Origin of the sequence: Billgrantia montanilacus, from assembly GCF_003336675.1 — a bacterium.
Taxonomy (GTDB): Bacteria; Pseudomonadota; Gammaproteobacteria; order Pseudomonadales; family Halomonadaceae; genus Halomonas; species Halomonas montanilacus.
In genome coordinates this window covers 270,874-291,648 of record NZ_QPII01000002.1, presented here as the reverse complement: position 1 = coordinate 291,648, position 20,775 = coordinate 270,874, and the positions used below count along the sequence as shown (strand labels likewise).

Here is a 20,775-nt window from a genome sequence, read left to right as displayed (position 1 = left end):
CACTCATTAGAGGTCATTGTCGGCATGCGCGATCGCCGTGACACCCTCAAGAATCCGCAGCAGGAGCTGCGCATCTTCCGAGTCCGTTCGCTCCTTGCCGCCTTGTTGATCGTGGCACTGACGGGCTTGTTGATGGGTAGGCTTGTCTACCTGCAGGTGGTACAGCATGAGGTCTACAGTACTCGCTCTGAAAAGAATCGCGTGCGGGTCGAACCCCTGCCCCCGACCCGTGGCCTGATCCAGGATCGCAATGGCGTGCTGCTCGCCGAGAACCGGCCCACCTACAACCTGACGCTGACCCGCGAACGGGTCGAGGATCTGGACGAGACACTCGACCTGCTCGAAGCCTTGCTTGAGCTCTCCGAAGAGGAGGCCGAGGCCTTCCGCCTGCGCTCACGGCAGCGTCAGCGTCCCTTCCAGCCGGCGCTGTTGATGAGCGATCTGGATGAAGCCCAGATCGCTCGCCTGGCCGTCAACCGGCATCGTCTGCCAGGTATAGAGATCGAAGCTCAACTGCTGCGCTACTACCCCGATGCCAATATCACGGCGCATGCCCTGGGCTATGTCGGACGCATCAACGCCGAGGAGCTGAAGACACTGGATCTTGGCCGCTATGCCGGGACACACTTTATCGGCAAGACCGGTGTCGAGCGATTCTACGAGGATGTGCTCCACGGCCAGGCTGGGTTACGCAAGGTCGAGACCAATGCCCGGGGGCGGGTATTGCGCGAGCTGGGGCGTACGGATCCTGTGCCGGGCCAGGACCTGACCCTTACCCTCGACATGAAGCTCCAGACCCTGGCGTACGAGCTGCTCGACGGGCGGCGTGGCTCCATCGTGGCCATCGCCCCCGCCACTGGCGAGATCCTTGCCATGGTCTCGGCTCCGGGCTTCGACAGCAACCAGTTCGTCACCGGTATCGACTTCGCCTCCTATCGGGCGCTGCAGGAAGACCTCGACCTGCCGTTGTTCAACCGGGCTATCCGCGGCCAGTATCCACCGGGGTCGACGATCAAGCCGTTCCTGGCCATGGCGGGCCTGGCCGAAGGCGTGATAACCCCGGACCGCACCATCAACGACCCCGGTTTCTACCAGTTGCCCAACGACAGTCGCCGCTATCGCAACTGGCTGCGCTGGGGGCATGGGCGTGTCGATATGGAGCGCTCGATCGCTGTCTCCAACAACACCTATTACTATTCGCTGGCCCACGACCTCGGCATCGATCGGCTGCATGACCAGATGAGTGGCTTCGGCTTCGGTCAGCGGGTGGGTCATGACGTCTTCGGTGAAAGCGCCGCTCTGATGCCTTCGCGGGATTGGAAACGGGGCCGTTTCGGTCAGCCCTGGTATCCCGGCGAAACGCTGTCGGTGGGCATCGGCCAAGGCTACTGGCAGGTCACCCCGCTTCAACTGGCTACCGCCACGGCCGTGCTGGCCAACCGGGGCGAGTGGGTGAAGCCGCGCCTGGCAAGTCGTATCGGGGATGAGATCGTGGAGCTCGATTTGCCGGCGACCCCACCCGATTTGAAAATCGAGAACGACCAATGGTGGGACAGGATCTTTTCCGGCATGGAGAAGGTGCTCACCGGCCACGAGGGGACTGCCCGCCGAACCGGCGTGGAACTCGAATACCGCATGGGGGGCAAGTCGGGTACCGCCCAGGTCTTCTCGCTGGGGCAGGACCAGCGCTATAACGCCGAGGAATTGGCCGAGCGACTGCGTGACCATGCGCTGTTCATGGCCTTCGCGCCGCTGGAAGACCCGCAGATTGCCGTGTCGGTGATCGTGGAGAATGCCGGTGGGGGCAGTACCCATGCGGCGCACCTGGCCAGGGCCATGACCGACGCCTGGCTGCTGGAAGAAGAGGAAGTGGATGTCGAGGAACTGCGGGAGGCGTTGGAGCATGACACCGGCACCGTGGCGGGAAACTGACCGATGGCGTTGACGTATCTGACCAGAAGTCTGCGCCGCCGGCCGGTGCGCCCACCCGAGAGCGGCATAGCCCGTCGCAAGAGCATCTGGGAACGTAGCCATCTCGATCCCTGGCTATTGATCATGCTGCTGGTGCTGATGGTGGCCGGTCTGGGTGTGCTCTACAGCGCAAGCGGGCAACACATGGATGCGGTCATCGCCCAGGGGTCCCGCTTCCTGATAGCGGTGGTGGTGATGCTGGTGCTCGCACAGCTGACGCCAACCACGCTGCTGCGCTGGGCTCCGCTGGTCTACGGTGGCAGCCTGCTCATGCTGGTGGCGGTCGAACTGATGGGCGACATGGGCATGGGGGCGCAACGCTGGTTGACGATACCCGGGGTGGTGCGTTTCCAGCCATCGGAGCTGATGAAGCTGGCCATGCCATTGATGGTGGCGGCCTGGCTGAGCCGCCGGGAATTGCCGCCCCGCTGGCATGATCTGTTGGTCTGTGCCTTGCTGATCGGCGTCCCGGTGATGCTCATCGCGCGTCAGCCCGACCTGGGTACCTCCCTGCTGGTTACCTCCGCTGCGATCTTCGTGGTGCTGCTGGCCGGCCTCTCCTGGCGCTTCATCGCCTTCCTGGCCGTATTGGCCGCCGCCGCCTTGCCGCTTCTGTGGCTGAATCTGCACAACTATCAGCGCCAACGAGTTCTGACTTTTCTCAACCCCGAAAGCGATCCGCTGGGTTCTGGCTGGAATATCATCCAGTCGACGACCGCCATCGGCAGCGGCGGCGTATGGGGCAAGGGTTGGCTCCAGGGTACCCAGTCCCAGCTCGAGTTCCTGCCGGAACGGCACACGGATTTCATCGTTGCCGTACTGGGCGAGGAGTTCGGGCTCATGGGCATGCTGGTCGTACTGGTGCTCTACCTGATGATCGTCACCCGTGGCCTGTGGCTGGCGGCAGGGGCGCACGATACCTTCGGCCGGCTGCTCGGTGGCAGCATCATCCTGACGTTCTTCATCTATGTTTTCGTCAATGTCGGCATGGTCAGCGGGATCCTGCCGGTGGTGGGCGTGCCCCTGCCGCTGGTCAGTTACGGCGGGACCTCCAGCGTGACCTTGCTGGCGGGTTTCGGTATTCTCATGTCCATTCATGGTCACCGTCGCCTGTTGCCGCGTTAGCGATAGTGCACGATGATCATATCCGACCGACAAGCCCCAGCAGGAGTGGCTAGCGAATGATGCCAGTGGGTAAGTGGAAAAGGGCGAGCGGTAGCGCCGTGGCGGCATTGGCCTTGTGGGCACTGGCGCCAGGGTTGATTGTCGCTGACTTTGATCCTGCGGAGCACGAGGGAGCGAGGCAGCTTGTCGATACTCTTGCCGGTCGGGGGATCGAGCGCGAGTGGCTGGAGGCTGCCCTGCGCGGCGCCGAATTTCAGCAGGGCGTGTTGGATGCGATGGAGGGTGCCGCTGAGCGCCGGCTGCGCTGGGACGAATATCGGGAAATCTTCCTTCAGCCGGAGCGGATCGAGCGAGGCGTGGCCTTTATCGAAGCGCATCGCGAGGCGTTCGCCCGCGCCGAAGCCGACTATGGCATACCGGCGGAAATCATTGCCGCCATCATCGGCGTCGAGACCAGCTATGGGCGCTTTACTGGTCGCCACAGGGTCATCGACTCGCTGTCAACACTGGCCTTTCATCATCCCGTTCGGGGCGGCTTCTTTCATGGCGAGCTGACGGCCTTCCTCGAAATCACCCGGGAGCAGGGGGTGGAGCCGGGTAGTCTGAAAGGTTCCTACGCCGGCGCTATGGGATACCCGCAATTCATACCGACCAGCTATCGCGCCTATGCCGTGGACTTCGACGGTGACGGGGTACGGGACCTGTGGACCAACCCGGTCGATGCCATCGGCAGTGTCGCCAACTACTTTGCGGAGCATGGCTGGGAGCCGGGCAGTCCGGTCTACGATGAAGCCCAGGGGCCGGACACGCCGCCGGCGACGGTGGATTTCAACCGCACGGCCAAGCCCTATGCCAGCGTCGTCGAGCTTGCCGACGCGGGTATCCGGGTCGAAGCCAGCCTTGATGACGATGCCCTGGTGGTGCCGCTCTCCCTGGAGGTGTCCGAAGAGGCTTGGCGCTACCGGGTGGGTCACGAGAACTTCTATGTCATCACCCGCTACAACCATAGCCATCTCTATGCCATGGCGGTAACCGAACTGGCCGAGGCGATCGAAGCCTCGCGTGCACTGGGCATGCACCCACTCGACCCGACGAGCAACGGCGCGGGAGGTGATGAATGAAGCCCTGGTATCTCGGTCTGGCATTGGCGACCCTCCTGGCCGGCTGTGCCGGTGGCGGAGGTTCACCGCCTTCGGGTGAGCGTGAGGCATCGCGCAGTGCACCCGCGGCGGCCCCTGCCGGTGGCGGGCGCTACGCCATGAGTGGTGATGCCTACCCCGAGAACCCGCCAGACGTCAGTACCATCCCGGATGCGGTGCCGCGTGTCGAGGCACCGTCCCGTGGCGGCAACCGCCCTACCTATGAGGTGTGGGGCAAGACCTACCGGGTATTGCCCGATGCCCGTGGCTATGCCCGGCAGGGAACAGCCTCCTGGTACGGCGAGAAGTTCCACGGCTATGCCACATCGAATGGCGAAATCTATGACATGTACAAGATGTCCGCCGCGCATCGCTCGCTGCCGCTGCCCACCTATGCCAGGGTGACGAGCCTGGATAGCGGCCGTTCCGTGATCGTGCGGGTTAATGATCGAGGGCCCTTCCACAATGATCGTGAGATCGACCTTTCCTATGCCGCCGCGGCGCGCCTGGATATCCTGGGCAGCGGTACCGGTCGCGTGAAGGTAGAGGCAATCGACGCTGAGCGCTGGCTGGCCGAGAATGGCAGCAATGGCGAGAGCCGAAGTGCCTCGCCGGTGGTCCAGCCGCCGCCCGCCGCTGAGTCACGGGTTGCGCTGGCGGAGCCGGAGCGGCAGGCTTCGTCCGAGTCTGCCAATGGCGCGGTTCGCGAAAGCGCAGCAACGAACCGAGCCACGGAAGCAACCACTGACCAGGGTGCCATCTATCTGCAGATTGCGGCACTGGGGTCGGTGGACAATGCCCGGGCGCTGAAGGCGAGGCTCGACAATGAGTTGTCTCATCCCGTGCGGGTGGCAGATTCAGCCGGGATGTACCGGGTCCAGGTTGGGCCATTGGCCAGCGCTGCCCAGGTTGAGCCGGCACGTGACGAACTGAGGCGCGCCGGTTTTGACCAGACCTTTATCGTCAATGGTGCCGACTGATCGGCGCCTTGCTCCTGACTTTCCGATGTTTTCGATGAGATCCGAACCAATGAGAGTGCTGTTTCGTAAACGCCATCCGCTACTGCTGCCGGTGATGCTGGTGAGTCTGGTCCTGATGACGGCCCAGGCGCTGGCCCAGGCGGTGCCTACACCTCAGGTGCCTGCGCCTCAGACCATGATTCCCGCCCCCCCCCAGATTGCTGCCAAGTCATGGTTCCTCATGGATGCCGACAGTGGACGGGTGTTGGTCGAGCACAACGCAGACGAGCGCCTGCCGCCAGCCAGCCTCACCAAGCTCATGACGGCCTATCTGGTGGAACGGGAGCTGGATCGCGGCAATATCAGCATGGACGACATGGTGCGTGTCAGTGAGAACGCTTGGCGCACCGGGGGCTCGAAGATGTTCATCGAGGTCGATACCGAAGTGTCGATCCACAACTTGCTCTACGGCATCATCATCGCTTCCGGCAACGACGCCAGTGTCGCCGTGGCGGAGCATCTGGCCGGAGGCGAGGCGCCCTTCGCCGACCTGATGAACCAGCACGCCACGCGGCTGGGGTTGCACAACACCAATTTCGTGAACGCAACGGGTCTGCCGCATCCGGAGCAGTACTCGTCAGCCCGCGATATGGCACTGCTCTCGCAATACATTATCAACGACTACCCCGAGCACTACGCGGTTTACGCCGAGAAGTACTTCACCTTCAGCGATATCCGTCAGCCCAATCGCAATCGCCTCCTGTGGCGCGACCCCACCGTCGACGGGTTGAAGACGGGTTGGACGACCGAGGCGGGTTACGGTCTGGTGGCTTCCGCCAAGCGTGACGATATGCGCCTGATATCTGTGGTGATGGGCACCAGCTCCGAGGAGGCCCGGGCCCAGGAGACTCAGAAACTCCTGAGCTATGGCTTCCGCTACTACGAGACGATGAGCCTCTATGAGCAAGGTGCAGTGCTCAATACACCGCGGGTTTGGGGCGGTGAGAGGAACGAGCTGCGCGTGGGCGTTGACGAGAACGTCTTCATGACCGTTCCCCGTGCCCGCAATCAGGAGCTCAGCGCTCGTCTCGATATTCGCCAGGATCTGACCGCCCCGATCAGCCAGGGTGATCGCGTTGGAACGCTGGAGGTGCGGCTGGGGGACGACATCGTCGGTGAACAGGCCCTGGTGGCGCTGGAGTCGATCGAGGAGGGCAATATCTTCAAACGCCTGTTCGACCAAGTCAGGCGCTTCTTCAGCAACCTGATCGGTGGCTGGTTCGGCTAGAAGCCTATCGGACTTCGCGCGGATCTACTGCGAGATCCGGTCTTTCGGCCAATTTCATTCGATCTGATTCGTTAAATAGCGGGCTATTCGCCTGATCAGATCGATAAACTTGTCGCGAAATCCAATTTCTCGTGATGATCGGTCAAATCCGACAGGCTCCTGGGCGGTCCTTGGGTCGTGTTAAATAGCCGAGTAAAATACTCGGAAATGTTCTGAAGGGTAGATGGTCATGACCGACAGGAACCTGCGCGACTTGCGTCGGGCAGCAAAGACGAAGACAGCCGCCCCTGGGGCGCCGCCCACGATCACCTTCCCCTGCGACTACCCGATCAAGGTGGTGGGGGACGCCGCCGAGGACTTCGCGGCCGTGGTCTGCCAAGTGGTGTCTCGCCACGACAGCGAGTTCGATGCAACGACGCTGGAAGTGGTGGAGAGCCGCAACGCACGCTTTCAGTCGGTGCGGCTGACCATGCGTGCCACCGGTGAAGCCCAGCTCAAGGCGCTGTTCGCCGAGCTCAAGGCAACCGGGCGCGTCCACATGGTGGTTTGATGGGCGAGCTTGAGCTCCATCGCCTGGGCCGCCGCGCCTACGAACCGGTCTGGCAGGCCATGCGCACGCTGACCGATACTCGTGACGAGCATACTCCCGACCAGCTGTGGCTGGTGGAACACGATCCGGTGTTCACCCAGGGCCAGGCCGGCAAGCCGGAGCATCTGCTGATGACGGGCGATATCCCCGTGGTACAGACCGATCGCGGCGGCCAGGTGACCTATCATGGCCCCGGACAGGTGGTGCTCTATCCGCTATTGGATGTACGCCGTGCTCGGCTTGGCGTGCGCGATCTGGTTTCAGCCCTGGAGAATGCCGTGATCACCGTGCTGGCGGAGTTCGATGTGGAGGCGCGAGCGCGGCCCGATGCCCCCGGCGTCTACGTGGGTCAGGCCAAGATCGCCTCGCTGGGGCTGCGCATTCGTCGCGGGGCGAGTTTTCATGGGGTAGCACTCAACGTCGATGGGGATCTTTCCCCCTTCGACCGCATCAACCCCTGCGGCTACGCGGGCATGGCCATGACGCGTCTGGCCGACCTGGTCACCGACTGCCCCGGGGCCGAGGCGGTGGGCGAACGCCTCGCCGAGTGCCTGGCCCATGAGCTGGGAAGAGATATCCGCAGTACTGAGCGGTTGGCGCCCAGTCCTTGAGCAGGGCCATTGATTGATGTGCAGCGCGCGCCAGTGATGGCGCGCGCTGCTGTTTCCGTTCTAACGGTGCTCAGCGACACTAGCCGACGTTGATGGCGTCGATACGGTTGGTATCTGCTCCCTGGCCCGGCACCTCGGCGGGCGCTGCGAGACCGAGATTGTTTTTCTCGAAAACCTGGTCGGCGCGATAGCTGGAGCGCACCAGTGGCCCCGAGGCCACTTCCAGAAAGCCCTTTTCCAGCCCCAACTGACGATAGCGTTCGAACTCCTGGGGGGTGACCCAGCGCTCGACCGGCAGATGGTTTCGCGTGGGGCGCAGGTACTGGCCGAGGGTGACGATATCCACGCCGATGGCGCGCAGGTCGTCGAGGGTGGCCAGGATCTCCTCCTCGGTCTCGCCCAGGCCCAGCATGAGGCTGGTCTTGGTCAGGACCTCCGGCTTGTATCGCTTGGCATGGGCCAGCACGTCGAGCGTCTTGCGGTAGCCGGCACGCGGGTCGCGTACCCGGTGCGTAAGGCGCTCCACCGTCTCGACGTTCTGGGCAAAGACTTCCAGGCCGGAATCGACGACGCGCTCGATGGCCTGCGGGTCGCCGTCGAAATCGGGGGTGAGGGCTTCCACCACCACCTTGGGCGTGTTCGCCTTGATGGCGCGGATGCAATCGGCGTAGTGCGTCGCACCGCCATCGGGCAGGTCGTCGCGATCCACCGAGGTCAGCACCACGTAGCGTAGCCCCATCAGCTCCACCGACTTGGCGGTGTTGGCAGGCTCCTCGCTGTCGAGCCAGCCCCTGGGGTTGCCGGTATCCACGGCGCAGAAGCGGCAGGCACGCGTGCACACCGACCCCATCAGCATGATGGTGGCCGTGCCGTTGCTCCAGCACTCACCCATGTTGGGGCAGTGCGACTCGGTGCAGACGGTGCTCAGGCGGTGTGTGCTGACATTCTTCTTGACCGCCTCGAAGCGCTCGCCACCGGGGATCTGGGCACGCAGCCACTGGGGCTTCCGGCCCGGCTCGGGCTGCTCTTCGACCTGCTTGCGCTGCTTGATGCCATCCTTGATTACGGCCATGCCGTGTTCATTGCGGAATTTCTCACCGCTGGGCACGCGTTTTGAGGTGCTGTCGCTCATAAGGGTGTGAGCCCCTCCACTCGGCGGCTGCCAGGGCCATGTGGCTGTACGTCGAAGGCGCCCGGAAGGGGCGACGACAACGTCACGAGCGCTGCATGGCGCGCAGATTGATACGTTGGACGCAGGCCGCTAATCTACCATATTCGCCCTGGGAGGGGACAGCCGAGGCGGGCGCGCCGTGGCTCAGGTCGGCTGAATTGGCAGGCACACCACGCCGTGATCCGGAATCGGCTTGGGTGGCGCCTTGAAATGAGCGTCGAATTCGCCGAGTCGCTCGCGCACGAAGCGCAGGAATAGCTCCGTCACCGGGGTGGGGAAGCGATCTCGGGGATAGACCGTGCACCAGGAGCGGCGCAGGGGAAAGCCAGGCAGGGTGAGTTCGGCCAGCAGGCCCGCTCCCAGCTCCAGCTTGACGGCCAGCCGTGGCAGGACCGCAACGCCCAGGTGCGCCATCACACCCTGCTTGATGGCTTCGTTGGTACCAAGCTCCATGGTGTGGGGCAGGGGGACGTCCTGTTCGGCCGCCTGCTGCTCGAAGGCGGTGCGAACCCCGGATCCTGACTCGCGCATCAGTAGATAGTGCTGGGCCAGGTCTTCCAGGGTGGGGGTGGCGGCCGCCAGCAGCGGGTGCCCGGGCCACACCACCGGTATCAGTTCGTTTTCCAGGATCGGCATGAAGATCAGGTTGTCGTCGTCTTCGGGCACCATGGCCATGATTACCAGGTCGTCGCGGCGCTCGGCCAGGCGCTCCAGAGCCTGGCTGCGGTTGCAGACCTGCAGGCGCACCTGGACATTGGGATAGTGCGCGCGGAAGCGTGCGATCAGGTGGGGCACAACGTATTGCGCGGTGGAAACGGCCGCCAGGTTGAGTTCCCCTGAGATGGTGCCGGCCATGTCCGAGAGTGCCATCTGCAGTCGTGAGACCTGGCCGAAGATGGCCAGGGTCGAGGCCGATAGTGCATCGGCGGCGGGCAGCACATGCAGGGTCTTGCCGGTGTACTTGAAGAGGGGCTGGCCGATGACCTGTTCCAACTGGCGGATCTGCGCGCTGACCGCCGGCTGGGTCAGTCCCAGCGTTTGGGCCGCCCGCGAGTAGGAGTGTTGGCGATACACGGCCTGGAAGACCTGGAGTTGGCGAAAGGTCAGGCGGTTCAGCAGGCTTGGCGTGGTCATCGATCAATCCGCTGGAGGGGCGCCAGGCACCCATTGAACATCGGAATTCATGCTATCACCGCCTGCGGGCAGCGGTCATGCCCGGTTTTCGGCATCCACGAGGAAAGGCTTCATGAAACCTAGCGACAGTGCTGTCGGGCAGCCTAGCGCCAGGCAATCGGTCATGGTGGTGGGCAGTGGCCTGGAGGCGCTGCGTGCCGGCCAGGCGTGTACCGAGCTGGGGCTGGACTGGCACGGCAGTGATGGCAAGGTCGGCGACGAGCTGATGGGGCATGCCCGTCGGCTGGGCTGCGATCTGCTGCATCCCGCCGAGGCGGGGGCCGACGTCCAGATAGCCCTGGCAAAGGCCTGCCGCCAGGCCGGTCTGGCGTTTGTCGGACCCTGTGTCAGCCTGCTTGCGACACTGCACGATCTGTCGGCTGGCCGTCAGCTGATGCGGGAAGCGGGAGTCCCGCTCAGCCACTTGGAAGATGGGTCGCCTCCCCTGCATCTGCCGGTACTGGTCGACGCCCGGGGACAGGCGTTGGCCCTGATCGAGCATGAGATTCTCGATGGCGGTCTTGCGGTGGCACCAAGTGACAGACTGACGCCGGAGCAGCGCGCCTATCTGGGCCAGCTTGCTGTCAAAGGCGCCCAGTCGGCTGGGCTGGTCGGCCTGGCGACGCTCAGCTTCACATTGGTGGGCAATCGACTGGGGTTCGCCTACATGCGGCCCGGCTTGACGGGCTATGAGGGCCTTGCCGAAGTGCTTACCGGGCTCGACCTCGCTGTAGAGCAGCTGCGTCTGGTCGGCGGCGGTCGCCTGCGGCGTCCACGGGTGGGGCACATGGGGCATGGGCCGGGTCGTCCCGGCCAGGCGCGCTTGCGCTTGCTGTCGCTCTCGGGGGGCTTTCTGAGCGGCGGGCCAGGGGTCAGGCTCGACCGGCCTCGAGGTGATGGTGTCGGCGCGCCAGACGCGAGGTTGCTGGTTTGGGGGCGTGATGCCGCCGAAGCGGAACGCAGGGAGCGGCGGGCAATGACGGAGTGGCAGGTATCGGCTAGTTATTCTTGATTAACATTACAAAACAGAGGGTTGCGAATTTTGGATACAGAATTTCAATAAAATGACTCGTCAGCATGTCCCCCTACGTACTATGATTGTTGCATTGCAGCAATCAATCTCCCTCCTGGTGCCGACACAATCGGTGCCAGCGAACCCTGGAGTCGCACATGAACTCACTGATGCCGACACCGCCTGAAGAGGCGATGACCTTTCTGGATCCCTTCGGTTTCGGCCGTGCCGCGTTCGACTACTGGCGTGATGCCGTCGAACGCAGCGTGTTGTACATGGACGTCATGCGCGAGCGCGGTAACCAGTACCTGGAGCATATCGAGAAATCCAAGCCCAACGTGCTGGGTTTCGAGGCCGAGGTCGTCATGGATGGCCGCACACTGCCGCGACCGGTCAACTATGAGTTGATGCGAATCCTGCCACCGTCCAATGTCGAGCTTGACCTCCAGTCCCGTCCCTTCGTGGTCGTGGATCCGCGGGCGGGACACGGCCCGGGCATCGGTGGCTTCAAGCCCGACAGCGAGATCGGTGTTGCCCTGCGTGCCGGTCACCCCTGCTACTTCATCGGCTTCTTGCCTTACCCCGAAGAAGGCCAGACGGTGGAGGATGTGGTGGAGGCGGAGATCGCCTTCCTGCGCCGTGTCATCGAGCTGCATCCCGAGGCCGCGGAAAAGCCGATGGTGGTGGGCAACTGCCAGGCCGGATGGCAGATCATGATGGCGGCATCACTCGAGCCAGACCTGTTCGGGCCGATCCTGATTGCCGGTGCGCCGCTCTCCTACTGGGCCGGCGAGCGGGGCAAGGCACCGATGCGGTATACCGGCGGCATGTCCGGTGGCAGTTGGATGACCACGTTGGCCAGCGACATCGGTAGCGGCCTGTTCGACGGCGCCATGCTGGTGCAGAACTTCGAAAGGCTCAATCCGGCGAACACCTGGTGGAACAAGCAGTACCAGCTGTTCGCCAATGTCGACACCGAAGCCGACCGTTATCTGAATTTCGAGCGCTGGTGGGGCGGCCACGTGGTGCTTGGTGGAGAGGAAATCCAGTACATCGTCGATAACCTCTTCATCGGCAATCGACTCTCCACCTCGCAGCTGGTCACTTCCGACGGCCGACGCATCGACCTGCGCAACGTGCGCTCCCCGGTCGTGGTGTTCTGCTCGCAGGGTGATGACATCACGCCGCCGCCTCAAGCGCTGGGCTGGGTGCGAGACCTCTATGAAGACGTGGACGATATCATCGCCAGCGATCAGACCATCGTCTATTGCGTGCATGACACCACCGGCCACCTGGGAATCTTCGTGTCGGGCAGTGTCTCCCGCAAGGAACATACCGAATTCACGGCCAACATCGATTACATCGACGTATTGCCTCCGGGGCTCTATGAGACCACGGTGACGACTGCGGCCGAGCGTAGTGATGCGGAGCTGATCGAGCGGGACTACCTGCTCGAGTTCAAGCCCCGCTCCATCGAGGGAATGAATCGGGACGTCATCCGCCATAGCGAAGAAGACGACACGCGTTTCGCTACGGTGGCACGGGTGTCCGAGATCAACCTGGGGCTGTATCGACTCTTCGTCCAACCATGGGTGCGCGGAGTGATGACGCCCGAGGCGTCGCGGCTTATCCGTCGCATGCACCCCATTCGCCTGGGCTACAAGCTGCTCTCGGATCGCAATCCGCTATCCGTGCCGCTGCCCGTATTGGCCGACTGGGTGCGCGAGGATCGTCATCCGGTGGGGAAAGACAATATCTTCCGTACTTTCGAAGGTATTGCCTCGGACCAGCTGACTCGGGGGCTCGACGCCTGGCGTGAAATGCGCGACAACGCCACCGAGCAGCTGTTTCTGCAGGTCTATGGTCAACCGTTGCTGCAGGCTATGGTAGGCCTGGGAGGCGATGCGCACATTCACCGCCGTCGCCCGGGGAGCGAGCCCGAGCATCGCCGCTTCATCGAGCGTCGCCAGGATGAGCTGCGTCATCGGGTCGCCGAGGGTGGCAGCCACGAAGCCGTGATGCGCTCCGTGATCCATGTGCTGGGCGGATCACCTACAACCGATGAGCGCAACTTCAAGCGGCTGCGGGCTTCACGGGCTGAACTCGAGCCGGGGCGTAACCTGGCCGACTTCAAGCAATTAGTGCGTGACCAGTTCTTCATCCTCAAGCTTGACCGGGAAGCAGCCCTCGAGGCTATCCCGGAGCTGCTGCTGGGGGAGAAGGCCGATGAGATACGCGGCCACCTGGAGCATATCGATCATGTGCTGGCCGCCAGCGGTGACCTCAACGAGCGCGCAAGCAAGCGTTACGATCACGTCCGGGAACTCTTCGGCAAGGCGCTGGAGCGGGTCGATCCGGCAGGTCAGCGCCAGGCAATCGCCGAGTTGCATGCGGACGTAGAGAGTGGCGCCAAGGCCGAGGCGATGGCCCGTGGGGAGGTCGAGAAACTGCTGGAAGACAGGCAGGCCGAGTCCAAGCCGGTTGCCAAGCAGGCCGAGCCCAAGCCGGTTGCCAAGCAGGCCGAGCCCAAGCCGGTTGCCAAGCAGGCCGAGCCCAAGCCGGTTGCTAAGCAGACCGAGCCTAAGCAGGCCGAGCCCAAGCCGGGTGCCAAGCAGGCCGAGTCCAAGCAGGCCGAGCCCAAACCCAAGCCGAAGGCGACCCGTAAACCGCGCAAGCGCTGATTGTTTCCTTCGCTACCGTGCCCCCGTCGATTCCATCAACGGGGGCACCCGCCTTTTATAGAAGGAGCATTGGCGGGCCCGCTTTGGGGGAGGATGTTGGCGGGGCAGGCGGCGAAGTAAACGACAGCAGCCCTGCCTTGCTGCTACGTTCAGAGTGCTGGTTCCGTGCCGTCATTAGGGCCGTGACTGGCGCAAAGAGGGTTGCTGGGGTAGGGTAAGCGGATTTTTCACCCCGCGAGGATCGTCCGCTCGGACAGGCGGGCCGGAACCGTCAGGGGGGACCATCGGGTCCCCGCCGCGCAGAAAGTGGAGCACTATGGGCAAGTCATTGGTCATCGTCGAGTCGCCGGCCAAGGCCAAGACGATCAACAAGTATCTCGGCAGCGAATTCATCGTGAAGTCGAGCGTGGGTCATATACGCGACCTGCCGACCAGCGGCTCGGGCAAGGCTGCCTCCGACCCCAAGGAGCGCGCACGCCAGGCTGCGGCTACCCGCAAGATGTCGCCTGAGGAGAAGGCCGAGTACAAGCAGCACAGGGCCAAGGATCAACTGATTCGCCGCATGGGCATCGACCCGGAACATGGCTGGAAGGCACAGTACGAGATCCTGCCGGGAAAGGAAAAGGTCGTGGCGGAGCTTCAGAAGCTGGCCGAGAAGGCCGACGCCGTCTACCTCGCGACCGATCTGGATCGCGAGGGGGAGGCCATCGCCTGGCACCTCAAGGAGACCATCGGCGGTGAGGATTCTCGCTACAAGCGGGTTGTCTTCAACGAGATCACCAAGAACGCCATCCAGGAGGCTTTCACCGAGCCCGGCAGTCTCAATATTCCCCGGGTCGAGGCCCAGCAGGCGCGTCGTTTCCTGGACAGGGTGGTGGGGTTCATGCTGTCGCCCCTGCTGTGGGCCAAGGTCGCTCGCGGCCTGTCGGCGGGCCGCGTCCAGTCGGTGGCCGTGCGCTTGATCGTTGAGCGTGAGCGTGAGATTCGCGCCTTCGTGCCCGAGGAGTTCTGGGACGTACATGCCGACCTGGTCTCGAGCGAGGGTGAGCCTGTTCGCTTCGAACTGGTTCGCCAGGACGGCAAGGCATTTCGCCCCACCTCAGAAGCCGAAACCATGGAGCGCATTGCCGCGCTGCGTGAGGCGAGCCTTGCCATTACCTCCCGGGAGGACAAGCCGACCCGTTCGAAGCCGAATGCCCCCTTCATCACCTCGACCCTGCAGCAGGCCGCCAGCGGCCGGCTCGGTTTTTCGGTGAAGAAGACCATGACGCTGGCCCAGCGCCTCTACGAGGCAGGCTACATCACCTATATGCGTACCGACTCCACCAACCTGTCCAAGGACGCGGTGGAGAACGTGCGCGAGTATATCAACGCCGAATTCGGCAGCCGCTACCTGCCCGAGGCACCCAACCGCTACTCGAGCAAGGAGGGTGCCCAGGAAGCGCATGAGGCAATCCGCCCCTCGGAGGTACAGCGCAAGGCGGGTGAACTGGCCGGCATGGAGCGTGACGCCGAGCGTCTCTATGAATTGATCTGGCGTCAGTTTGTGGCCTGTCAGATGACGCCGGCGGAGTATCTCTCCAGTACCCTGACCGTGGAAACCGGAGGCTACGAGCTGCGGGCCAAGGGCCGTGTGCTCAAGTTCGACGGTTATACCCGTGTCATGAAGCCGGCGGGGAAGAACGAGGATCAGGCGCTACCCGACCTGCCCACGGGCACCCCCATGACCCTGGCCGCGCTTGACCCCAAGCAGCATTTCACCAAGCCGGCGGCTCGCTACACCGAGGCAAGCTTGGTCAAGGAGCTGGAGAAGCGCGGTATCGGCCGGCCCTCCACCTACGCGTCGATCATCTCCACGATCCAGGATCGTGGATACGTGAAGCTGGAGAATCGACGTTTCTACGCCGAGAAGCTGGGCGATATCGTCACCGAGCGTCTCAAGGAGTCCTTCCCGGACCTGATGGACTTCTCCTTCACGGCACGCATGGAAGACGGGCTCGACGAGGTGGCCGAAGGCGAACGCAACTGGCGGGAGCTGCTCGATGCCTTCTATGCGGAGTTCCGACAGGAGCTTGAGGCGGCCCAGAGCGAGGACGGCATGCGGCCGAACCAGCCGGTCCCCACGGATATCGATTGCCCCACCTGCGGTCGCAAGATGCAGATCCGTACGGCCTCCACCGGCGTCTTCCTGGGCTGCAGCGGTTACAACCTGCCGCCCAAGGAGCGCTGCAAGACCACCATCGACCTGCTGCCCGGCGAGGAGGCGGTCGCCGCCGATGCCGACGAGGAAGCCGAGGCCGAGGCGCTGCGTGCCAAGCATCGCTGCCCCAAGTGCGGTACGGCCATGGACAGCTACCTGATCGACGAGCAGCGCAAGTTGCATATCTGCGGCAACAGCCCCGACTGCGACGGCTACGAAGTCGAGAGGGGCCGGTTTCGCATCAAGGGTTATGATGGTCCCACCATCGAGTGCGACAAGTGCGGCAGCGAGATGCAGCTCAAGTCCGGCCGTTTCGGCAAGTACTTTGGCTGTACCAACAGCGAATGCAAGAACACACGCAAGCTGCTGAAGAGTGGGGAAGTGGCGCCGCCCAAGATGGATCCCATTCCCATGCCGGAGCTGGCCTGTCAGAAGGTGGAGGATCATTATGTCCTGCGCGACGGAGCCAGCGGCCTGTTCCTGGCCGCCAGCAAGTTTCCCAAGAATCGGGAAACGCGTCCGCCGCTGGTGCGCGAACTCAAGGCCCACGCCGAGGCGCTGCCCGAGAAATACCACTACCTGCTCGATGCTCCCACCGAGGATCCCGATGGCCGCCCGAGCCAGATCCGCTTCTCGCGCAAGACCAAGGAGCAGTTCGTGATGACCGAGGAGGAGGGCAAGGCCACCGGCTGGAAGGCCTACTTTGACAATGGCAGGTGGCAGGTGGAGGACAAGCGCAAATGACGCCTCGGGCCCGCACCAATCAGCTGCTCTATCAGGCCGAGCTGTTGCTCGATACGCCAACGGGCAGCGACGAGCATGCCGAAGCGCGTCGTATGGCGGCCGAGGAGGGTGCGCTGGCCTTGACGGAGCTGGCGCTGGAGTCGCTGCTGCGGGAGGTGACCGAGCATGCCCACCTGGCTCGTCATGACTGGCGCGAGCTGCTCGGCCCCGAGGGGGCCGGCATCGCCGAGCTGCACCGACTGCGCGAGCTGGCCGCCCAGCCCGACAGCTGGCTCGCCTGGCTGGTCACCCGGCTCGAGGCGCTGCACGGCTGCGATGGTGCGGCGCGGCGCTCCAGCGGCGCCACCCGGGGTCTGATCGCCGTGGGCAGCGCCGCCGCCCTGGGCGATGAGCTGCGCGGCTGTCTGCTGGACGCCAAGGTCGAGATCGCCGCCTTGCGTGAGACCAGTCAGGAGTGGTGAACCGAGCGGAGCGTGTCGCCATCTTCGTCGATGTGCAGAACGTCTACTACACTACCCGTCAGGCCTTCGGTCGTCATTTCGACTATCACGCCTTCTGGGCCCGCTTCGCGGCCGGCCATGACGTGGTCGTGGCCAATGCCTACGCCGTGGAGCGGGGCGATCCCAGGCAGCGCCAGTTCCAGAACATCCTGCGTGGCATCGGCTTCAGCGTGAAGCTCAAGCCCTACATTCAGCGTAGCGACGGCTCGGCCAAGGGCGACTGGGACGTGGGAATCGCGCTGGATGCCATGGAGGCCGCTCACGCCGTGGAGCGGCTGGTGCTCGTCTCCGGCGACGGCGATTTCGACCTGCTGGTCGAGCGAATCCGGCAGCGCTGCGACATCCCCGTGGACGTGGTTGGGGTGGAGCGCTTGACGGCCGACTCGCTGATACGCGCGGCCAGTGAGTTCATTGCCATCGACGCCTCTCTGCTTCGCTAGCGCGTATCGCTTCTCGTTGATATGCATCAAACCGCTCTCGCTGTGCTTTGGCTAAGATGAAGGCAGGGCGAGCCGATTAGGCTGGCAATGACGATATCGGGGGAGGTTCGTATGCGCTTTCATCAAGTGAAGGAACTGGTGCATTGGGCGGCCGACTATCACGCTCGTCTTGCCAGCCACTACTCGCAATTGGCCGGCAGCGGCGTCGACGACCGGGTACGCATGGCGTTGGATTATCTGGCGGAGCGCGAGCGCAAGCAGCAGTCCGATCTCGCCGGCTACCTGGATGACGGCTCTGATCATACCGGCGTGCTGGAGACATGGTTCGATGACCCGAACGATTTTCCCCACGCACCGGTGCTTGAACGTCTGCCCGAAGGGGTCGACAGTGAGAGTGTGCAGAGCGTACTGGCGACGGCACTGACCGCTCACCGAACGCTGCAGGATCTCTATGCGCACCGCAGTGAGCTGGCGGGAGGCAGCGACGAGAGAGCATTTTTCAATGCCCTTGCTGCCGGGCATGAAGCGGAGGTACGGCGTATCGTCCGTGACATGCAGAGACTCGAGGATTACTGAGCCACCAGGAGGAAGACCCTATGTCGGAACAGCTGTTATCCCCCAAGATGCTTGGCTACTGGACTCGAGATCAACTGCATGACGCTCCGGACGAATCCGGTATCTATTGTGTTTTTCGTGCCGCCAAGGATCCCGAAACCGAGGAAATGGACGTGCAGGAGCTTCTCTACGTTGGAGAGCATCGCAATGCACGCTATGGTCTCGAACACCACGAGGATCGTGCCAAGTGGGAGGCCTTCCTGCAGCCCGGAGAAGAGCTCTGGCATGCTGTCGGACTGGCCGGGCACGCCAATCGGGAGCGACTGGCGGCGGCCATGATCAATGCCCACAAGCCGCGTTTCAACAACCACAGCGAGTACCTGGACCGCTTTCCCTTCGATGAGACCACCGTCCACCTCTATGGCAAGAAGCACAAACTGCAGAGTATCTTTACGGTAGAGCGCCACGACTGACCTGGCCACCCTTGCCATCGTCCCGCCGGATTCCGCCCGGCGGGGCGTCAGGTCGGGGCAATCGTTCGGTGCAGGTAGGAGAATGGCCATGTGATAGGCGGCCATAAGAGGTACAATCGCGGTCTTTTGCACTACGGAAACACTACACAAATGCCTGCACGAGCGAATCGCTGCGTTGCGCGGTGCGCGGAATCCTCACATATACCCCATATGCTCCGGTTCCTGTGCTCCGTGCGCCTTGCGCTTCATCTCGCTCGGTGATTTGTTCAGCGTTTCCCTACGATTGGGCCTTCCTACGTGATCTCCACCGCCAATATCACCATGCAGTTCGGGGCCAAGCCCCTGTTCGAGAACGTTTCCATCAAGTTTGGCAACGGTCACCGCTACGGCTTGATCGGGGCCAACGGCTGCGGCAAATCCACGTTCATGAAAATCCTCGGAGGCGATCTGGAACCCTCGTCGGGTCAGGTGATGATCGATTCGGGGTCCCGTCTCGGTAAGCTGCGCCAGGACCAGTTCGCCTTCGAGTCCGAGCGGGTCATTGATACCGTCATCATGGGCAATCGCGAGTTGTGGGAAGTGGCGGCAGAGCGAGAGCGGATCTATTCGTTGCCGGAGATGAGCGAAGCGGATGGCATGGCTGTGGCCGACCTGGAGGTGCGCTTCGCCGAACTCGACGGCTATACCGCTGAATCCCGGGCCGGCGAGCTGCTGATGGGGCTCGGCATCCCCATGGCGCAACATGCCGGCCCCATGAGCGAAGTGGCGCCGGGCTGGAAGCTGCGGGTGCTGCTGGCCCAGGCGCTCTTCTCCGATCCCGATGTGCTGCTGCTCGATGAGCCCACCAACCATCTGGATATCAATACCATCCGCTGGCTGGAAGGCATGCTCACGGCCCGTAGCAGCACCATGATCATCATTTCCCACGATCGCCATTTCCTGAACAGCGTCTGCACGCACATGGCGGACCTGGACTATGGCGAGATCAAGCTGTTCCCTGGCAATTACGACGACTACATGACCGTTGCCACGGCGGCACGTGAGCGCCAGTACGCCGACAACGCCAAGAAGAAAGCGCAGATCGCCGAACTGCAGACCTTTGTCAGCCGCTTCTCGGCCAATGCCTCCAAGGCCAAGCAGGCGACTTCTCGAGCGCGGCAGATCGAGAAGATCAAGCTCGAGGATATCAAGCCTTCCAGTCGCGTCAGTCCCTTCATCCGCTTCGAGCAGGGCAAGAAGATCCACCGCAACGCGGTCAATGTCGAGGCCCTCAGCCAGGGGTACGCTGGCGAGCCCTTGTTGTTTGAAGGGCTCTCCATGACCGTCGAGGCGGGAGAGCGAATCGCCATCATCGGCCCCAACGGCATTGGCAAGACCACGCTGCTGCGTACCCTGGCCGGCGAATTGCATCCGCAGGCCGGCGCGGTGCGCTGGACCGATAGTGCGGAACTGGGCATCTTCGCCCAGGACCATGCCGACGACTTTGCCAACGACGCGACGCTGTTCGAGTGGATGTCCCAGTGGAGCGATGGCGGTGAGCAGGTGATCCGTGGCGCTCTGGGCCGCATGCTGTTCTCCAGCGACGATATCGACAAGTCGGTGAAGGTCATCTCCGGTGGTGAGCAGGGCCGCATGCTGTTCGGCAAGCTTACGCTGACCCGGCCCAACGTGCTGTTGATGGATGAGCCCACCAACCACCTGGACATGGAGTCCATCGAGGCGCTGAACCTGGCTCTGGAGCATTATCCCGGTACGCTGATCTTCGTCAGCCACGACCGTGAGTTCGTCTCCTCGCTGGCCACCCGGATCCTCGATATGAGCGATGCCGGGATCGTCGATTTCACGGGAAGCTATGACGATTACCTGAGAAGCCATGGCCTGCCAGGCTGAACAGCACTGGACGCTCGCCCGCAGGCGTTGATCGCTGTTGCACGAGGGGCTTGACTGGAAACCCTGCCAGAGGCCGGCTATGGAGCGCTGCAGGGGCTTCCATGGTCCGGCACCGGCCGCCTCGAGCAGCCATACGTCTTCGCCCGGGGGCATGAGCCACTCGATACTGGTGGTCGGTTTTTCCGCAAGTGATTGGTGCGCAAGAAGCCTGTGTAGTAATTTTTCTTGGTAAGGTGTGGTTTGCCAGCAGCGAA

General features: G+C 63.2%; 17 protein-coding genes. 15 read left to right on the top strand and 2 right to left on the bottom strand.

Annotated elements, in window-relative coordinates; genetic code table 11:
• Window positions 1–24 precede the first annotated feature (24 nt).
• The 7 genes from mrdA to lipB all read left to right on the top strand — a co-directional run bounded on the left by mrdA (window position 25) and on the right by lipB (window position 7,682).
• Window positions 25–1,932, top strand: a complete 1,908-nt coding sequence (gene mrdA / locus DU505_RS03945) for a penicillin-binding protein 2 (RefSeq protein ID WP_114477691.1) — start codon at window positions 25–27, stop codon at window positions 1,930–1,932.
• Between the two features lie 3 nt (window positions 1,933–1,935).
• Complete coding sequence (gene rodA, locus DU505_RS03940) at window positions 1,936–3,096, top strand: rod shape-determining protein RodA (protein WP_114477690.1); 1,161 nt, start codon at window positions 1,936–1,938, stop codon at window positions 3,094–3,096.
• A 56-nt stretch (window positions 3,097–3,152) separates the two neighbouring features.
• Window positions 3,153–4,217 carry a lytic murein transglycosylase B gene (gene mltB, locus DU505_RS03935; RefSeq protein WP_114477689.1) on the top strand — a complete coding sequence of 355 codons (1,065 nt, stop codon included), beginning with the start codon at window positions 3,153–3,155 and terminating at the stop codon, window positions 4,215–4,217.
• Window positions 4,214–5,215, top strand: a complete 1,002-nt coding sequence (locus DU505_RS03930; protein WP_114477688.1) for a septal ring lytic transglycosylase RlpA family protein — start codon at window positions 4,214–4,216, stop codon at window positions 5,213–5,215. The genes mltB and DU505_RS03930 overlap by 4 nt, the downstream gene beginning before the upstream one ends.
• A 115-nt stretch (window positions 5,216–5,330) precedes the next feature.
• Window positions 5,331–6,482 (top strand): D-alanyl-D-alanine carboxypeptidase family protein, encoded by a 1,152-nt coding sequence (locus DU505_RS03925; protein WP_245947776.1) that lies wholly within the window; start codon window positions 5,331–5,333, stop codon window positions 6,480–6,482.
• 229 nt (window positions 6,483–6,711) lie between these two features.
• Window positions 6,712–7,032 (top strand): HP0495 family protein, encoded by a 321-nt coding sequence (locus DU505_RS03920; RefSeq protein WP_114477955.1) that lies wholly within the window; start codon window positions 6,712–6,714, stop codon window positions 7,030–7,032.
• Window positions 7,032–7,682, top strand: a complete 651-nt coding sequence (lipB, locus tag DU505_RS03915; RefSeq protein ID WP_114477687.1) for a lipoyl(octanoyl) transferase LipB — start codon at window positions 7,032–7,034, stop codon at window positions 7,680–7,682. The genes DU505_RS03920 and lipB overlap by 1 nt, the downstream gene beginning before the upstream one ends.
• A 79-nt stretch (window positions 7,683–7,761) precedes the next feature.
• Here lipB and lipA read toward each other — a convergent pair whose 3' ends face one another.
• A complete protein-coding gene (gene lipA, locus DU505_RS03910) occupies window positions 7,762–8,814 on the bottom strand; it encodes a lipoyl synthase (RefSeq protein WP_114477686.1) in 1,053 nt (350 codons plus the stop codon).
• Between the two features lie 183 nt (window positions 8,815–8,997).
• On the bottom strand, window positions 8,998–9,987 hold the full coding sequence (locus DU505_RS03905) for a LysR family transcriptional regulator (RefSeq protein WP_114477685.1): 990 nt from the start codon (window positions 9,985–9,987) through the stop codon (window positions 8,998–9,000).
• A 112-nt stretch (window positions 9,988–10,099) separates the two neighbouring features.
• Here DU505_RS03905 and DU505_RS03900 point away from each other — a divergent pair, with 112 nt between their 5' ends.
• The 8 genes from DU505_RS03900 (at window position 10,100) to DU505_RS03865 (ending at window position 20,521) form a co-directional block, all read left to right on the top strand.
• Window positions 10,100–11,038, top strand: coding sequence for an ATP-binding protein (locus DU505_RS03900; protein WP_181872723.1), 939 nt, complete (start codon window positions 10,100–10,102; stop codon window positions 11,036–11,038).
• A 158-nt stretch (window positions 11,039–11,196) separates the two neighbouring features.
• A complete protein-coding gene (locus DU505_RS03895; RefSeq protein ID WP_114477683.1) occupies window positions 11,197–13,719 on the top strand; it encodes a DUF3141 domain-containing protein in 2,523 nt (840 codons plus the stop codon).
• Window positions 13,720–14,035: 316 nt separating this feature from the next.
• On the top strand, window positions 14,036–16,663 hold the full coding sequence (gene topA, locus DU505_RS03890) for a type I DNA topoisomerase (RefSeq protein ID WP_114477682.1): 2,628 nt from the start codon (window positions 14,036–14,038) through the stop codon (window positions 16,661–16,663).
• Window positions 16,660–17,124, top strand: a complete 465-nt coding sequence (locus DU505_RS03885; RefSeq protein WP_114477681.1) for a DUF6586 family protein — start codon at window positions 16,660–16,662, stop codon at window positions 17,122–17,124. Before topA ends, DU505_RS03885 begins: the two co-directional genes overlap by 4 nt.
• Window positions 17,121–17,603, top strand: coding sequence for a LabA-like NYN domain-containing protein (locus DU505_RS03880; RefSeq protein WP_114477680.1), 483 nt, complete (start codon window positions 17,121–17,123; stop codon window positions 17,601–17,603). Before DU505_RS03885 ends, DU505_RS03880 begins: the two co-directional genes overlap by 4 nt.
• Window positions 17,604–17,714: 111 nt before the next feature.
• Window positions 17,715–18,179 (top strand): 2-hydroxyacyl-CoA dehydratase, encoded by a 465-nt coding sequence (locus DU505_RS03875; RefSeq protein ID WP_114477679.1) that lies wholly within the window; start codon window positions 17,715–17,717, stop codon window positions 18,177–18,179.
• A gap of 20 nt (window positions 18,180–18,199) precedes the next feature.
• Window positions 18,200–18,631: a hypothetical protein gene (locus DU505_RS03870; protein WP_114477678.1), complete on the top strand. Its 432-nt coding sequence runs from the start codon at window positions 18,200–18,202 to the stop codon at window positions 18,629–18,631.
• Window positions 18,632–18,928: 297 nt separating this feature from the next.
• The gene (locus DU505_RS03865) at window positions 18,929–20,521 is read left to right on the top strand and encodes an ABC-F family ATPase (protein ID WP_114477677.1); all 1,593 of its coding nucleotides are present in this window, start codon (window positions 18,929–18,931) and stop codon (window positions 20,519–20,521) included.
• The last annotated feature ends 254 nt before the right edge of the window (window positions 20,522–20,775 follow it).

What these genes read in the sequence shown, in the direction of transcription:
- mrdA (WP_114477691.1), top strand. Translation starts at nt 25, where the DNA reads ATGCGCGATCGCCGTGACACCCTCAAGAATCCGCAGCAGGAGCTGCGC.
- rodA (WP_114477690.1), top strand. Translation starts at nt 1,936, where the DNA reads ATGGCGTTGACGTATCTGACCAGAAGTCTGCGCCGCCGGCCGGTGCGC.
- mltB (WP_114477689.1), top strand. Translation starts at nt 3,153, where the DNA reads ATGATGCCAGTGGGTAAGTGGAAAAGGGCGAGCGGTAGCGCCGTGGCG.
- DU505_RS03930 (WP_114477688.1), top strand. Translation starts at nt 4,214, where the DNA reads ATGAAGCCCTGGTATCTCGGTCTGGCATTGGCGACCCTCCTGGCCGGC.
- DU505_RS03925 (WP_245947776.1), top strand. Translation starts at nt 5,331, where the DNA reads ATGACGGCCCAGGCGCTGGCCCAGGCGGTGCCTACACCTCAGGTGCCT.
- DU505_RS03920 (WP_114477955.1), top strand. Translation starts at nt 6,712, where the DNA reads ATGACCGACAGGAACCTGCGCGACTTGCGTCGGGCAGCAAAGACGAAG.
- lipB (WP_114477687.1), top strand. Translation starts at nt 7,032, where the DNA reads ATGGGCGAGCTTGAGCTCCATCGCCTGGGCCGCCGCGCCTACGAACCG.
- lipA (WP_114477686.1), bottom strand. Translation starts at nt 8,814, where the DNA reads ATGAGCGACAGCACCTCAAAACGCGTGCCCAGCGGTGAGAAATTCCGC.
- DU505_RS03905 (WP_114477685.1), bottom strand. Translation starts at nt 9,987, where the DNA reads ATGACCACGCCAAGCCTGCTGAACCGCCTGACCTTTCGCCAACTCCAG.
- DU505_RS03900 (WP_181872723.1), top strand. Translation starts at nt 10,100, where the DNA reads ATGAAACCTAGCGACAGTGCTGTCGGGCAGCCTAGCGCCAGGCAATCG.
- DU505_RS03895 (WP_114477683.1), top strand. Translation starts at nt 11,197, where the DNA reads ATGAACTCACTGATGCCGACACCGCCTGAAGAGGCGATGACCTTTCTG.
- topA (WP_114477682.1), top strand. Translation starts at nt 14,036, where the DNA reads ATGGGCAAGTCATTGGTCATCGTCGAGTCGCCGGCCAAGGCCAAGACG.
- DU505_RS03885 (WP_114477681.1), top strand. Translation starts at nt 16,660, where the DNA reads ATGACGCCTCGGGCCCGCACCAATCAGCTGCTCTATCAGGCCGAGCTG.
- DU505_RS03875 (WP_114477679.1), top strand. Translation starts at nt 17,715, where the DNA reads ATGCGCTTTCATCAAGTGAAGGAACTGGTGCATTGGGCGGCCGACTAT.
- DU505_RS03870 (WP_114477678.1), top strand. Translation starts at nt 18,200, where the DNA reads ATGTCGGAACAGCTGTTATCCCCCAAGATGCTTGGCTACTGGACTCGA.